The organism is Streptomyces viridochromogenes, from assembly GCF_001270495.1.
Taxonomy (GTDB): Bacteria; Actinomycetota; Actinomycetes; order Streptomycetales; family Streptomycetaceae; genus Streptomyces; species Streptomyces viridochromogenes_A.
Genome location: NZ_LGUR01000019.1, coordinates 1 through 13,530, shown reverse-complemented (window position 1 = coordinate 13,530; position 13,530 = coordinate 1). Strand labels below are relative to the sequence as shown.

Genomic DNA, 13,530 nt, shown 5'->3' with positions numbered 1-13,530 from the left:
CCTGGCGGCGGTTGTTCTCGTAACCCGACGTCCCGGCCACCACTGTTGTGACGCATCTGGGGCGGAGGCTGGAGGCAGGCATGCCCACGACCACTTCTCATATGCCCGAGCCCGAGGGGTTCGCGGGGCCGCCCGAGGGGCCCGCCCGGCCCGCGCGGCTGATCCAGAACGAGGCGACCACCGAGATCCCCGTCCATCTGCTGTTCCGCGACGAGGCGGGCCCGGTGTCCGTGCCGCTCAGACCGACGGTCGTGGCACGCCGGCAGGGCACGGGGGAGCAGCCACGGCTGCGCCGCCCGGTGCAGCCCAAACCGCGCCCCGAGCCGCAGATCGAACCCGAGCTGGTGGAGCGGCCGGCGCGGGTGCTGCCGGGGGCGGCGGGGGTGCTGGTCGGTGTCTGCGGGGCGGCCGGGTGCCTGGCCACCTCGTGGTGGGCCGGGGTGCTGCCGCCGCTGGCGGTTCACGCGCTGGGGCTGCCGGCGTCCACGGGGGCGGGGTTGGGGCCGGCCCAGTGGGCGGCGTACACGGGGGCCGGGGCGCTGGGGCTGTTCGGCCTGGGCGGGCTGGCGCGCGGGCGGACCGGACGGGCCTGGGTGCTCGGGCTGTTCGGCGGCTACCGCGGGACGGTCCGGCGCACCGGTCTGCTGTGGGTCAACCCGCTCCTGCTGCGCCGCCAGGTCGACGTACGGCTGCGGCACTGGCGTAGCGAGCCGATGCTCGCGGCCGACGGCAACGGGGTCGCGCTGCGGGCGGTCGTCCTGGTGGTGTGGCGGGTCAAGGACACCGCGCGGGCGACGCTCGGGGTGGAGGACCACGAGTCGTATCTGCGCGAGTGCGTCGAGGCGGCGCTGGCCCGGGTGCCGGTGGAGATGCCGGGTGCCTCGCGGGGGTCGGTCGAGGCGGCCGCGGACACGTTGACCCGGTTGGTGGTGCGGGACGCGGGTGTGGTCGGACTCGAGGTGTTCTCGGTGCGGCCGGTGCGGGTGGAATACGCCCCCGAGGTCGCCGCCGCCATGCACCGGCGCCGTATCGCCGCGCTGGACGCCCAGGACCGGGCCACCATGGTCACCTCGGTCGTGGACTCGGTGGAGGACACGGTGACCCGGCTGACCATGCGGGGACTGGTCGAGCTGGACGACTACGAACGCAAGGCGTTGGTCAAGGACTTGACGGTGGCGTTCTGCGCGGGACGGGGGGAGACAGCCCCCTGAGGACCCTGATGCCCCCTGAGGCCCTGGCCCTCTGACGGCCCGTCGAACACGTTCCTCGATTGGTATGGACATGTTCAACGGTCAGTAATAATCTGAGACTTGGTCTAGACCTGCAAGCTCACCGAACTTCCCCCACGTTCCCAGGAGCGGCAGCATGCGCAGAAAGACCAAGTGGTACGCCTCCGCGCTCGGACTCACCACGGCCGGGGCCCTCGTGCTCTCCGCCGGAGGCGCGAGCAGCCACGGCTACACCGACCTCCCCATCAGCCGGCAGAAGCTCTGTCAGAACGGCACCGTGACCAACTGCGGCTCCATCCAGTGGGAGCCGCAGAGCGTAGAGGGCCCGAAGGGCTTCCCCGGCTCGGGACCGGCCGACGGTCAGATATGCAACGGCGGCCTCGGCCAGTTCAGCCAGCTCAGCGCGCCGAAGACGCCGTCCGGCGGTGCCTGGCCCACCACCAGGGTGACCGGCGGTCAGAACTACACGTTCCGCTGGCAGTTCACGGCCATGCACGCCACGACCGACTTCCGGTACTACGTCACCAAGCCGGGCTGGAACCAGAACCACAACCTGTCCCGCTCCGACCTCAACCTCACCCCGTTCTTCACGGTCCCGTACAACGGGCAGCGGCCGCCGTCCACGCTCTCGCACAGTGGCAGGCTGCCCACCGGGTTGAGCGGCCACCACGTGATCCTCGCGGTGTGGACCGTCCATGACACGGGCAACGCGTTCTACGCGTGCTCGGACGTCACGTTCTGATCCGGCTCCGGATCTCTGAGCGTTACTTGAGACAGGCGTGCTTCCCCCGGGGGTAGGTTCCCCACACGAGCAGTACCTGACCTCGGGGGAAGCACCATGGACTTTTTGTTCTACCTCGTACCCAGCCTGATCCTGGCCGTGGTCCTCTTCGGCGCCTTCCGGGTGGTGCGCCGCTCGCTGCAGGTCCGAAGCGCCTGGAACAGCGGTCTGACCGCGGAGGGGCGCTGTCTGCGGATGTTCACGACGACGCACGGCGGCAGCGGTGACTCGTCCGTGAGCACCACGCTGCACCATGTCTACGAGTTCACCGCGCGCGACGGCCGGACGGTCCGCTTCGAGGAGGAGGACGGCCCGGCGACGGTCCTCGAGGGCGACTTCGTCACCGTCTACTACGCCGAGGGCGCCGACGTGGTCGCCACGGCCAAGACGCCGCGCCGGGGCAAGCTGGCGGCGTCCACCGTCGCCGCCCTGGCGTTCCTCGGGGTGGTCGCGGTGTTCTGCGTCGGCTTCATGGTCACGTACAGCCAGATGTCCGACGGCTTCGGTTTCGACGGCGGTGTCGACGACACCACCGACACGGTCGTCGTCGACGGCGTCACGATGACCCCGTGACCCTCCACATCTGACGGTCCATCAACTACCGTGCGCCGCCATGGAGTCCAACAGGCGTACGGTCGCGGAACTCGTCGCCGGCCGATGGGACGACCACCGGCCGGGGCTGTGGTTCGAAGGGCGGGCGCTCACCCATCACCAGGTGGCGACGGGCGCCGCCGCACGGGCGGCCCTGCTGGCCGACCTCGTGCCGCCCCGCTCGCACATCGGCGTGCTGCTCGACAACACCCCGGAATACCCCCTCTGGTTGAGCGCGGCGGCCCTCGCCCGCGCCGCCGTCGCCGGGATCAACCCCACCCGCCGGGGGCCCGAACTCGCCCGCGACATCCTGCACACCGAATGCCGCGTCCTGGTCACCGAGCGGTCCCACCTCCCGCTCCTCACCGGCCTCGACCTCCCCGGGGTCCGCCTGCTGCTGACCGACTCGCCGGAGTACGACGCCCTGCTCGCCCCGTACGCCGACGCGCGACCCGACCCCTCCCGCGCCGCCCCGCAGGACCGGCTCCTGCTCTACTTCACCTCCGGTTCGACCGGCGCCCCCAAGGCCGCGATCTGCACCCAGGGGCGGTTGGCCGCCGCGGGCCGCTCCCTGGCCGACCAGTTCCGCGTCCGGCCCGACGACGTGCACTACGTCTGCATGCCGCTGTTCCACGGCAACGCGGTGATCGCCGACTGGGCGCCCGCTCTCACGGCCGGCGCGGCGGTCGCGCTGAGGCGGCGGTTCTCCGCGTCGGAGTTCCTCGCGGACGTGCGCGCGTACGGGGCGACGTACTTCACCTATGTGGGCCGGGCCATCCAGTACGTCCTCGCCACCGAGCCGCGCCCCGACGACCGGGACAACCCGCTGCGGCTCGGCTTCGGCACCGAGGCGGGGGCGGCGGACGCGGTGGCCTTCGAGCGGCGGTTCGGGGTGCGGCTGGTCGAGGGGTACGGCTCCTCCGAGGGCGGCGCCGCGGTCCAGTGGGCGCCCGGGACTCCCCAGGGGGCGGTGGGGAGGGCGAGGCCCGGGCTCGTCGTACTCGATCCGGAGACCCGTGAGGAGTGTCCGCCTGCCGTGTTCGACGCGGACGGGCGGCTGGTCAACGGGGACGCGGCCATCGGGGAGCTGGTCAACCGGGGACCGAACCCCTTCGAGGGGTACTGGCGCAATCCCGAGGCGGAGGCCGAGCGGCGGCGGGACGGCTGGTACTGGACCGGCGACCTCTTCTACCGGGACTCCGACGGCTATCTCTACTTCGCCGGCCGCACGGACGACCGGATCCGCGTCGACAGCGAGAACCTGGCCGCCGCGATGATCGAGAACATCCTCGCGCGGTACGAGGGGGCCCTCGCCGTCGCCGTGTACGCCGTGCCCGATCCGGTGACCGGGGACCAGGTGATGGCGACGATCGCCGGGACCTTCGACCCGGTGACCTTCACGGACTTCCTGGCCGCTCAGCGCGATCTCGGGACCAAGATGGCACCCCGGTTCGTGCGGGTGGTGAAGCGGATGCCGGTCACGGCCACGAACAAGATCCACCGGTCCCGGCTGCGGAAGGAAGGCGTACGCTGCGCCGACCCGGTGTGGTGGCGACCGCCCGGACAGCGGACGTACCAGAAACTGCAAGACGGGCTGAAAGACCCCGAAGGGCCTCCCGCTCCCACGAGAGGCCCTTCACCGGTGCACGGCCAGGGACTCGAACCCCGGACCCGCTGATGTTGCATTTCCCGGGGGGTAACCCCCGGACCTCCGGCCGCTGCTGCAGGAGCCGGGAGGGTCGACTTCACTCCGGGCTTGTTCACGCCGAAGGGCCCCCCGCTCCCACGAGAGGCCCTTCACCGGTGCGCCGCCAGGGACTCGAACCCCGGACCCGCTGATTAAGAGTCAGCTGCTCTAACCAACTGAGCTAGCGGCGCATGACCCTCGCCGACCGCGTTTTACGTGCTCTCGCGGCTGGCGACGGAGAAAATACTACCTGGTCCCGAGGGGTGCTTCCGACCACCCCGGGACGGGGCTAGATCGCCAGTGACAGCAGTACCGGCGCCGCGTTCCGGTTCAGTGCGTCCGCCGCCTGGCGGAGCCGGTGGGCGTGCTCGACCGGGAGTGACAGGGCCAGGCAGCCCACCGACGAACCCGCCGTGATCGGGACCGCCGCGCACACCGTGCCCACCGCGTACTCCTGGAGGTCGAGGTGGGGGACCGTCGCCGGCTGGGACTCCAGGCGGGAGAGCAGGACCCGGTCGCTGGTGATCGTGCGGGAGGTGAGACGGGCCATCTTGTGGCGGGAGAGATGATCGCGCCGGCCGTTGTGGTCGAGCTGGCCGAGCAGGCTCTTGCCGATCGCGGTGGCGTGGGCGGAGTAGCGGAAGTCGACCCACTCGTTGACCACGGGCGTGGCCGGACCGGCGGCGAACTGGTCGATCTTGATCTCGCCGTCGACGTACCGGCTGATGTAGACGGCGGCGCCGACCGAGTCGCGCAGTCGGTCGAGGGTGCGCTGGAGGTTCTCGCGCAGGGCCTGCTCGCGGCCCTGCGCGGAACCGAGGCGGTCCAGGGCGTCGCCCGTGACGTACGCCCCCTCGCCGACCTGCTCGACATAGCCCTCGCGGCGCAGCATCAGCAGGAGGCCGGTCAGGCGCTCCGGGCCGATGCCCGTGTGCCGGGCGAGTTCGGTGTCGGTGACTCCGGTGCTGTGCCGCGCCACGGTCTCCAGGACGCGCAGGGCGTCCTGGGCCGAGTGGTGCGGTGTCGTCGGCTCGTGCTGCAGCGCCACGGTTCCCCCTGCGGTCGCACGTCGCTTCTCGTCAATCCGGGTTCGGGTCTGCCAATCCCCTTCACGATAACGGGCAAGCGGCTTGTAGTGAGCGGTTGTTGACGAGATTGCGATGCCCTCAACTGCGGTGCTAGCACGCTGGCATATGCCAGGGTCATGAGCCGGTCATGACCCCGGCACAGACTCACAGCACAGCGCTGAGAAACTCCCGTGTGCGGTCCTTCTCGGGGTCGTTGAACATCTTTTCCGGGCTGCCGGACTCGATGACCCGACCGGCGTCGAACATCAGGACCTGGTCCGAGATGTCCCGGGCGAAATTCATCTCGTGGGTCACACAGAGCATCGTGATGTCGGTGGTGCGGGCGATGTCCCGCAGCACGTCGAGGACGCCCGCGACCAGCTCCGGGTCCAGCGCCGAGGTCACCTCGTCGAGCAGCAGCACCTGCGGCCGCATGGCCAGCGCCCGCGCGATCGCCACCCGCTGCTGCTGGCCGCCGGACAGCTGGGTCGGGCGGGCGTCGCACTTGTCGGCGAGGCCCACCATCTCCAGCAGCTCACGGGCGCGCGCCTCCGCCTCGTCCTTGGACAGGCCGAGGACGGTGACCGGGGCCTCGGTGATGTTGCGCAGCACCGACATGTTCGGGAACAGGTTGAACTGCTGGAAGACCATCCCGATGTTCTTGCGGACCTCGCGGACCTGCTTCTCCGGCGCCGGGAAGAGCTGCTCCCCGGCGACCGTGATCGTGCCCTCGTCCGGCTTGAGCAGGGTCATCAGCAGCCGCAGGATCGTCGTCTTGCCGGAGCCGGACGGGCCGATCAGGGTGACGTGCTTGCCGGAGTTCACGGAGAAGTCGAGGTGGTCGAGGACCGTGTTCGCCCCGAACCGCTTGGTGACCTGCTCGAACCGGATCAGCTCGCTGCCGTCCACCGGCGGGTTGGCGCTCGCGTCGGGATCTTTCATCAGAGGGGTGTCAGCTGACAAGGCGTCGCTCCAGGGCTCGTACGAGAAGGGAGGCCGGATAGGCGATGAGGATGAAGGCCACACCGATGACCGTCAGGGGCTCGGTGAACTGGAAGTTCTGCTGCGCGAACAGCCGCGCCTCGCCGAGCATCTCCATGACCGTGATCGTCATCAGGATCGGGGTGTCCTTGAGCATCGCGATGACGTAGTTGCCGAGGGCGGGCACCACCCGGCGGATCGCCTGCGGCAGGATCACCACCCGCCACGTCCTGGTCACCGGCAGGTTCAGCGCCGTCGCGGCCTCCCACTGGCCCGCGGGCACCGCCTCGATGCCGGCCCGGTAGACCTGCATCGTGTACGTCGAGTAGTGCAGCCCGATCGCGCAGATGCCCGTGGTCAGCGCCGGCCAGGTCAGGCCCCATTCGGGCAGCACGTAGAAGAAGAAGAAAAGCTGCACCAGCAGCGGGGTGTTGCGGATGAACTCCGTGACCGCCCCGACCGGCCAGCGCACCCAGCGGGTCGGCGTGCGCATCAGCAGCGCCCACACCAGACCCAGCGCGAACGAGATCAGCGAGCCGAGGGCCAGGATCTGCAGCGTGAGCAGCAGCCCGTCCCAGAAGTGCGGCATGAAGTCGGCGACAGCGCCCCAGTCCCAGGTCATGACACGCCTCCGAGGGAACCTGCCGCGCCCACGCCCGTCGTCTCAGGGCGGTGCAGTTCCTGGTCGGGTGTGGTCCCGACCGGCTTGCCGACACCGGCCTTGAGCTTGCGTTCCAGTCCGCGCATCCCGCGCGTGAGCAGGAAGGCGATGACGAAGTAGATCAGCAGGACGTACGTGTAGATCTCCGTGCTCTCCTGGAGCGCGAGGCGCACCAGGTTGGCGCTGAAGGCCAGGTCGCCCATGCCCATCACGGACACCAGCGCGGTGCCCTTGAGCAGCTCCACCAGCAGGTTGGTGAAGGAGGGGATCATCTCCGGCACCGCCTGCGGCAGCAGGATCAGCCGCATCCGCTGCCACGGCGTGAAGCTGAGCGCGATCCCGCCCTCCCGCTGCGCCGGGTCGACGGAGTTGAGGGCGCCGCGCACGATCTCGGCGCCGTACGCCCCGTAGGTCAGCCCGAGTGCCAGCGTGCCCGCCCACAGCGGGACCAGCTGCCAGCCGAACGCGACCGGCAGCACGAAGAACACCCAGAAGATCATGATCAGGGCGGAGGTCCCGCGGAACACCTCGGTGTAGACGCCCGCGAGGAAGCGGACGATCCACAGCCGGTGGGTGCGGGCCATGCCGACCCCGAAGGCGACCGCCGTGGCCACCAGTCCGCTCAGGACCAGCAGCTGGACGGTGATCCAGATCCCTTCGAGTACGAGTTCCCAGAGTCCCGAGGTCATCCGCCCGTCCCTCCTCCGCAGAGCTCCTTCGCGGTGAGGTCGGTCATCTCGGCCTCGGTGAAGCCGAACGGCTTGAGGATGCGGAACAGCTCGCCGCTCTTCTTGAGCTTGTGCAGCTCGACGTTGAAGGCGTCCCGCAGTGCGGTCTCGCTCGGCCGGAAGGCGAACGCGCCGCCGTCGACGTGCGGCTTGCCGTCGACGAGGGGCGCGAAGGCCTTGGTGGCCTCCGCCTTGGCCGACTTCTTGACGACCTCACGGGTGGTCAGCGCCGTACCGGCGAAGACGTCCACGCGCCCCGCCTCGACGGCGTTCAGCCCCGCGACCTGGTCCGGCACGATCAGGATGTCGCTCTCCTTGTACCCCGCCTCGACGGCGTACTGGATCTCGGCATAGCCGGTCCCGGTGGCGAACCTGGCCTTCTTCCCGACGACGTCCTTGTAGTCGTGCAGCCCCTTCGGATTGCCCTTGCGCACGATGAAGGAGTCGAGCATCTGATAGTCGGGGTCGGAGAAGATGACCTGCTCACAGCGCTCGGGATTGACGTACATCCCGGCGGCGACGACATCGAACTGCTGCGAGCGCAGCCCGGGTATCAGCGACCCGAACTCGGTGGGCACGGGCTGCACCCGGTCCACCCCGAGCCGCTTGAAGATGACCCTCGCCAGCTCGGGCGCCTCACCGGTGAGTTCACCGTTCTTGTCGATGTACCCGAAGGGAATCTCGCCCGCGATCCCGAGTCGTACGACGCCGGCGGCGCGCAGCCGGTCGAGCAGCTCGCCGCCCTTCTTGGTGGAGGCCGTGGCCACGCGTGAGCAGCCTGCCGCGCCCAGCGCGCCGAGCGCCGCCACCCCCGCGAGCAGCGACCGGCGGGTTGGGGTGCCCGATCTGTGTCCGACATGTGTCTCGACATGTTCCAGTGGTGGAGCCATGGCGGCGCGGCTACCCGGGACCATGCGATGTATGCACAGTGGAGTGCATGACAGAACGGTTCATCGAGGTGTCGCTGGTCAAGCGGGGCATCCACTGCACGGCCAAACTCCTGGACGACCGCGCCCCGCTCACTTGCGCGGCCGTCTGGGACGCCCTGCCCCTGACCGGCGACGTCTACCACGCGAAATACGCCCGCAACGAGATCTACGCCCTCTTCCCGCCCTTCGCGGAAACGGAGCCGCCCCTGGAAAACCCGACCGTCACCCCTATTCCGGGCGATCTGTGCTATTTCGCCTTCGCCGGCACGGAACTGGGCAGCAAGTCCTACGGCTACGACCGTGAGGTCCGCCCCGGCACGACGGTGGTCGACCTGGCCCTGTTCTACGAGCGCAACAACCTGCTGCTGAACGGCGACGTGGGCTGGGTGCCCGGCATCGTCTGGGGCCAGATCGTGGAGGGCCTGGAGGAGATGGCCCAGGGCTGCAACGACCTGTGGCGGTCCGGGGCGCTGGGGGAGTCGCTCAGCTTCCGGAGGGCGTGAGCCCGGCGATTCCGGCCTCGTAGAGCGTGTGCGCCACCCGCAGGACGAGTTCGTCCCGGTGCCGGGCGGCCACGAGCTGGAGGCCGATCGGCAGGCCGTCCCCGTCGGTGCCGACGGGGACGGTGGCCGCCGGCTGCTGGGTCAGGTTGAAGGGGTACGTGAACGGTGTCCAGCCGGTCCACCTGCGATGCCCGGAGCCCTTCGGGACCTCGGCGCCCGCCTCGAAGGCCGTGAGCGGGAGGGTCGGGGTGACGAGGAGGTCGTAGGTGTCGTGGAAGCGGCCCATGCGGCGCCCGAGTCCCATGCGGACGTCGACCGCGGCCAGATAGTCGAGCGCGGTGAGACGAGCGCCGACGTCGCAGATCTCCCGCAGCCCCGGGTCGAGCAGCTCCCGCTGATGCGGCCCCAGATGCTGGGTCACCCGGGCCGCCCCCGTGAACCACAGGGCGTGGAAGGCGTCCACCGGATCGGTGAAGTCGGGGTCGGTCTCCTCGACGTACGCCCCCAGCCCCGCCAGCCGCTCCACCGCCCGCCGCACCGCCGCCGCGACCGCCGGACGCACCGCCACCTGCCCGCCGAAGGAGGGCGAGTAGGCGACGCGCAGGCCGCGTACTCCACCAGCCAGTCCCGCCGCGAAGGAGCCCGGCGCCGGCGGGAGCGCCGACCAGTCACGGGAGTCGGGCGTGCCGATGACGTCCAGGAGCAGGGCCGCGTCGGCCGCGTCACGGGTCATCGGGCCGACATGCGCCAGCGTGCCGAAGGCGCTCGCCGGGTACAGCGGGACACGGCCGTACGTCGGTTTCAGGCCGAAGATCCCGCAGAAGGCCGCCGGGATACGCACGCTCCCGCCGCCGTCGGTGCCGAGCGCGAGCGGCCCCGCGCCGAGCGCCACCGCGGCCCCCGCCCCGCCGCTGGAGCCGCCCGCGGTGCGGGTCGGGTCGTACGGGTTGCGGGTGACGCCGGCCAGGGGCGAGTCGGTGACGCCCTTCCAGCCGAACTCGGGGGTGGTCGTCTTGCCGAGGAACACGGCGCCGTGCGCCCGCAGCCGGGCCACGGAGGGCGCGTCCTCATCCCAACGACCGTGCTCCGAGATGGTCTTCGAGCCCTTCCGGGTCGGTCCGCCCCGCATCAGCAGGATGTCCTTCACGGTGACCGGGACCCCGTCGAGCAGACCGGCCGGTTCACCGCGCCGCCACCGCTCGGCGGACGCCTCGGCCCCGGCGAGGGCCTCGTCGGCGGTGAGCCGTACGAAGGCGTTGACCTCCGGCTGGATGCGATCGGCCCGTTCCAGGGCGGCGCGGGTGGCGTCGACGGGGCTGAACTCCCCTTTCCGGTACCCGTCGAGGAGTTGTACGGCGGTCAGTTCGGTCAGATCCGTCATGCGTCGCCCTCCAGCCGTAGACATCGACATCAACGTCCGGGTACGTACCCACGCTGCTTGTCGACCACGTTCAGCAGTGGCCTGCCCGCCGCCCACCTCTCGTACAACTCCACGAACTGACGGCCGAGTTCATCCCGCCAGCCGATCGTGTCCCCGCTCATGTGCGGCGAGACGATCAGATTCGGGACCTCCCACAACGGGCTGTCGGGGGTGAGGGGTTCATGCTCGAAGACATCGAGCGCCGCCCCCGCGATCCACCGCTTGCCGAGGGCCTCGGCCAGGGCGTCCTCGACGACAAGCTGCCCGCGCCCCACGTTGATGAACCGGGCGGACGGCTGCATGACCCCGAAGCGACGGGCGTCGAACATGCCCTGTGTCTGCTCGGTGAGCGGCGCGGCCGCGACCACCCAGTCGGCGCGGGCGATCAGCCGGTCGAGGTCGTCGGGACCGTGGATGCCGGTACGAGGGGCCCGGCCGACCAGCGCGGTGGTGATGTCCAGGGCCTTGAGTGTGCGGGCGATCGCCCGCCCGATGGGCCCGGACCCCACCACGCACGCGCGCGTGCCCGCCACCCGCTGCCCCTCACGGTGCCGCCACTCCCGGGCACCCTGAAGCTCAAGGGTCTTCGGCAGGTCCTTCGCCATCGCCAGCACCAGCGCGGCGACGTACTCGGCGATCGGCTGGTCGAAGACCCCGCGCGCGTTGGTGACCACGGTGTCGGACTCGGTGAGCTCCGGGCACATCAGATGGTCCACGCCCGCACTCGCCGTATGCACCCAGCGCGGCCGCGGCCCCTCGCCGGGCCAGGCATGGCGCACGGCGTGCGAGGCGAAGTCCCAGACCAGGAGCACATCGGCAGACGGCAACCGCTCGGCCAGAGTGGCCTCGTCAGCGTGCTCGACACGGGCGCGACCGGTGAGGCGGCCGAGCCGGGGGAGGGGCTCGGCGTCGAGGACGAGGAGCGTGGGCGGGCGGTCGGAGGCGGGCGGCGGACCGGGGGTGGGTGCGGTCATGCGGGGTCGTCTCTCCGGGGTCGGCGGGGGCGTGCGTCGGAGGCTGTACAGGGGCCGTACCCCGGCGTTTCACTGGAGGGGACGGCCGTCTGACATGCGAGGTTTGACCACGCTCGCACCCGAACCTACCTTCGTCAACACGGGCGAACGTACGGTCCGTTGCTCACCCGTATCTCGTAGTGAGGGCGGTGCCTGCCATGAGCAGCCTGGACATCTCCTTCCTCGGCGGACCTCGACCCCAGCGTGGGGTCGGAGTGGTCGCCCCCTTCGACTTCGCGCTGGACCGGGAGCTCTGGCGCTGGGTGCCGGACGACGTCTCGCTGCACCTGACCCGAACGCCCTTCGTGCCGGTCGAGGTCAGCCTCGATCTGGCCCGCCTCGTCAGTGAGCACGAGACGCTGAGCGACGGCGTCCGTACCCTGACCGCGATCGCGCCCGAGGTGGTCGCGTACGCCTGTACCTCCGGCAGCTTCGTCGGCGGTATCGCGGGCGAGCGGGCGATGTGCGAGGCGATGACCCGGGCGGGCGCGGTACCGGCGGTCACCACGTCCGGCGCGCTCCTGGAGGCGCTGACCGAGCTCGGCGTACGACGCGTGGCCCTGGTGACCCCGTACACCGTGTCGGTGACGCGGGCGCTGGAGGAGTACGTCGCGGAGGCGGGGACCGCGGTCACGGGGTGTGCCTTCATGGGGCTGACGCGGCACATCTGGAAGGTGCCGTACCGCGATGTGGCCGACATGGCCCGCCAGGCCGTACGGCGTGACGCCGACGCCCTCTTCATCAGCTGCACCAATCTCCCCACCTACGACGTGATCCCCCAACTGGAGGCGGAACTGCGCATACCGGTTCTCTCGGCCAACCAGGTGACGATGTGGGCTGCGCTGCGCCGACTGGGTACTCGCGCGGTGGGGCCTTACCAGGCACTGATCGATCCGGCGGCACGGATCGACCCGGCGGCGCGTGGCGGTGCGGCGCTTCCGGAGGTGCCGGATGTACCTGAACAGGAACAGCAGTAGGAGAACCAGTCAGTGGCAGGCAAGCAGCGAGCAGCAGAAAGGCTGACATGACCGCACTCGGATTTCTCTACCCGGGCCACTCGGCGGAGGACGACTACCCACGCATCGAACAACTGCTCGCCAGCGACATCCGGCTCGACCTGGTGCACACCGACATCGGTGAGGACGCGCACCGGGTGGACGCGCTACTGCGGATGGGCTCGGCGGAGCGGCTCGCGGCGGGCGTGGAGGCGCTGCGGCTGACCGGGGCCGAGGCGGTGGTGTGGGCCTGCACGAGCGGCAGCTTCGTCTACGGCTGGGAGGGCGCCCACGAGCAGGTGCGTTCCCTGGCCGTCGCGGCGGGCATGCCCGCGTCGTCGACGTCCTTCGCCTTCGCGCACGCGGTCAAGGAGCTCGGGGTGCGGCGGGTGGCGATCGGCGCGACGTACCCGGACGACGTGGCGGCACTCTTCGCCGACTTCCTCCAGGCGGCCGGCACGGAGGTGGCCTCGATCCGCGGCTCCGGCATCATCACGGCGGCGGAGGTCGGCACCTGGGGCGAAAAGGAGCTGTTCGCCCTGGCACGCGAGGCGGACCACCCCGACGCCGAGGCGATCCTCCTCCCCGACACAGCCCTGCACACCGCCTCCCACCTCCCCGCCCTGGAACACCTCCTCTCCAAGCCCGTCCTCACCGCCAACCAGGTCACCGTCTGGGAGGCCCTGAGGCTGACAGACCGCCGAGTGAACGCCCCGGAACTGGGCTCCCTGTTCACGAGGGAGCCGATCGTGCAGGTGTAGCGATACGGACCCGCACCTCCAGCCCGTCCGGCGTTTGAGGGCGAGACCACCGTCCCGAACCCCCGCCCACCCGCAGGGGCGCTCTTTCAGCCCGTCCGGCGTTTGAGGACGAGGCCCCTTCAGGGCCGAAGCGGGGGTCCAGGGGGCGGCAGCCCCCTGGCGGGGTCGAAGGGGCGGAGCCCCT

General features: G+C 70.6%; 14 protein-coding genes and 1 tRNA gene. 7 read left to right on the top strand and 8 right to left on the bottom strand.

Annotation, left to right across the window (positions count from 1 at the left end):
- Nucleotides 1–80: 80 nt before the first annotated feature.
- From ADK36_RS04765 to ADK36_RS04750, 4 genes are all read left to right on the top strand, one after another.
- Entirely contained in the window at nt 81–1,211 is a 1,131-nt protein-coding gene (locus ADK36_RS04765; RefSeq protein WP_053196469.1) for an SPFH domain-containing protein, read from the top strand.
- Nucleotides 1,212–1,365: 154 nt separating this feature from the next.
- On the top strand, nt 1,366–1,971 hold the full coding sequence (locus ADK36_RS04760; RefSeq protein WP_048587313.1) for a lytic polysaccharide monooxygenase auxiliary activity family 9 protein: 606 nt from the start codon (nt 1,366–1,368) through the stop codon (nt 1,969–1,971).
- A 96-nt stretch (nt 1,972–2,067) separates the two neighbouring features.
- Nucleotides 2,068–2,583, top strand: coding sequence for a DUF3592 domain-containing protein (locus tag ADK36_RS04755; RefSeq protein WP_048587312.1), 516 nt, complete (start codon nt 2,068–2,070; stop codon nt 2,581–2,583).
- 40 nt (nt 2,584–2,623) lie between these two features.
- Nucleotides 2,624–4,279 (top strand): long-chain-fatty-acid--CoA ligase, encoded by a 1,656-nt coding sequence (locus ADK36_RS04750; RefSeq protein ID WP_053196467.1) that lies wholly within the window; start codon nt 2,624–2,626, stop codon nt 4,277–4,279.
- A 126-nt stretch (nt 4,280–4,405) separates the two neighbouring features.
- Here the strand turns inward: ADK36_RS04750 and ADK36_RS04745 are convergent.
- The 6 genes from ADK36_RS04745 to ehuB form a co-directional block, all read right to left on the bottom strand.
- Nucleotides 4,406–4,479 (bottom strand) — tRNA-Lys (locus ADK36_RS04745).
- 98 nt (nt 4,480–4,577) lie between these two features.
- Complete coding sequence (locus ADK36_RS04740; RefSeq protein WP_048587310.1) at nt 4,578–5,336, bottom strand: IclR family transcriptional regulator; 759 nt, start codon at nt 5,334–5,336, stop codon at nt 4,578–4,580.
- A gap of 184 nt (nt 5,337–5,520) precedes the next feature.
- On the bottom strand, nt 5,521–6,297 hold the full coding sequence (gene ehuA, locus ADK36_RS04735) for an ectoine/hydroxyectoine ABC transporter ATP-binding protein EhuA (protein WP_048587309.1): 777 nt from the start codon (nt 6,295–6,297) through the stop codon (nt 5,521–5,523).
- A gap of 10 nt (nt 6,298–6,307) precedes the next feature.
- A complete protein-coding gene (ehuD, locus tag ADK36_RS04730) occupies nt 6,308–6,958 on the bottom strand; it encodes an ectoine/hydroxyectoine ABC transporter permease subunit EhuD (RefSeq protein WP_048587308.1) in 651 nt (216 codons plus the stop codon).
- Nucleotides 6,955–7,686 carry an ectoine/hydroxyectoine ABC transporter permease subunit EhuC gene (ehuC, locus tag ADK36_RS04725; protein WP_048587307.1) on the bottom strand — a complete coding sequence of 244 codons (732 nt, stop codon included), beginning with the start codon at nt 7,684–7,686 and terminating at the stop codon, nt 6,955–6,957. Before ehuC ends, ehuD begins: the two co-directional genes overlap by 4 nt.
- Nucleotides 7,683–8,615 carry an ectoine/hydroxyectoine ABC transporter substrate-binding protein EhuB gene (ehuB, locus tag ADK36_RS04720; RefSeq protein WP_048587306.1) on the bottom strand — a complete coding sequence of 311 codons (933 nt, stop codon included), beginning with the start codon at nt 8,613–8,615 and terminating at the stop codon, nt 7,683–7,685. Before ehuB ends, ehuC begins: the two co-directional genes overlap by 4 nt.
- 47 nt (nt 8,616–8,662) lie before the next feature.
- On the opposite strand from ehuB, the gene ADK36_RS04715 reads away from it, so the two are divergent.
- Nucleotides 8,663–9,157 (top strand): DUF3830 family protein, encoded by a 495-nt coding sequence (locus tag ADK36_RS04715; RefSeq protein ID WP_048587305.1) that lies wholly within the window; start codon nt 8,663–8,665, stop codon nt 9,155–9,157.
- Here ADK36_RS04715 and ADK36_RS04710 read toward each other — a convergent pair.
- Together ADK36_RS04710 and ADK36_RS04705 are read right to left on the bottom strand one after the other, a co-directional pair.
- Nucleotides 9,138–10,538: an amidase gene (locus ADK36_RS04710; protein WP_053196464.1), complete on the bottom strand. Its 1,401-nt coding sequence runs from the start codon at nt 10,536–10,538 to the stop codon at nt 9,138–9,140. The genes ADK36_RS04715 and ADK36_RS04710 overlap by 20 nt on opposite strands.
- A 29-nt stretch (nt 10,539–10,567) precedes the next feature.
- Nucleotides 10,568–11,551: a D-2-hydroxyacid dehydrogenase gene (locus ADK36_RS04705; protein WP_053196462.1), complete on the bottom strand. Its 984-nt coding sequence runs from the start codon at nt 11,549–11,551 to the stop codon at nt 10,568–10,570.
- Between the two features lie 197 nt (nt 11,552–11,748).
- On the opposite strand from ADK36_RS04705, the gene ADK36_RS04700 reads away from it, so the two are divergent.
- Nucleotides 11,749–12,567, top strand: coding sequence for a maleate cis-trans isomerase family protein (locus ADK36_RS04700; protein ID WP_234329672.1), 819 nt, complete (start codon nt 11,749–11,751; stop codon nt 12,565–12,567).
- Nucleotides 12,568–12,614: 47 nt separating this feature from the next.
- Entirely contained in the window at nt 12,615–13,346 is a 732-nt protein-coding gene (locus ADK36_RS04695) for a maleate cis-trans isomerase family protein (RefSeq protein ID WP_048587302.1), read from the top strand.
- Nucleotides 13,347–13,530: the final 184 nt, after the last annotated feature.

What these genes read in the sequence shown, in the direction of transcription:
- ADK36_RS04765 (WP_053196469.1), top strand. Translation starts at nt 81, where the DNA reads ATGCCCACGACCACTTCTCATATGCCCGAGCCCGAGGGGTTCGCGGGG.
- ADK36_RS04760 (WP_048587313.1), top strand. Translation starts at nt 1,366, where the DNA reads ATGCGCAGAAAGACCAAGTGGTACGCCTCCGCGCTCGGACTCACCACG.
- ADK36_RS04755 (WP_048587312.1), top strand. Translation starts at nt 2,068, where the DNA reads ATGGACTTTTTGTTCTACCTCGTACCCAGCCTGATCCTGGCCGTGGTC.
- ADK36_RS04750 (WP_053196467.1), top strand. Translation starts at nt 2,624, where the DNA reads ATGGAGTCCAACAGGCGTACGGTCGCGGAACTCGTCGCCGGCCGATGG.
- ehuA (WP_048587309.1), bottom strand. Translation starts at nt 6,297, where the DNA reads ATGAAAGATCCCGACGCGAGCGCCAACCCGCCGGTGGACGGCAGCGAG.
- ehuD (WP_048587308.1), bottom strand. Translation starts at nt 6,958, where the DNA reads ATGACCTGGGACTGGGGCGCTGTCGCCGACTTCATGCCGCACTTCTGG.
- ehuC (WP_048587307.1), bottom strand. Translation starts at nt 7,686, where the DNA reads ATGACCTCGGGACTCTGGGAACTCGTACTCGAAGGGATCTGGATCACC.
- ehuB (WP_048587306.1), bottom strand. Translation starts at nt 8,615, where the DNA reads ATGGCTCCACCACTGGAACATGTCGAGACACATGTCGGACACAGATCG.
- ADK36_RS04715 (WP_048587305.1), top strand. Translation starts at nt 8,663, where the DNA reads ATGACAGAACGGTTCATCGAGGTGTCGCTGGTCAAGCGGGGCATCCAC.
- ADK36_RS04710 (WP_053196464.1), bottom strand. Translation starts at nt 10,538, where the DNA reads ATGACGGATCTGACCGAACTGACCGCCGTACAACTCCTCGACGGGTAC.
- ADK36_RS04705 (WP_053196462.1), bottom strand. Translation starts at nt 11,551, where the DNA reads ATGACCGCACCCACCCCCGGTCCGCCGCCCGCCTCCGACCGCCCGCCC.
- ADK36_RS04700 (WP_234329672.1), top strand. Translation starts at nt 11,749, where the DNA reads ATGAGCAGCCTGGACATCTCCTTCCTCGGCGGACCTCGACCCCAGCGT.
- ADK36_RS04695 (WP_048587302.1), top strand. Translation starts at nt 12,615, where the DNA reads ATGACCGCACTCGGATTTCTCTACCCGGGCCACTCGGCGGAGGACGAC.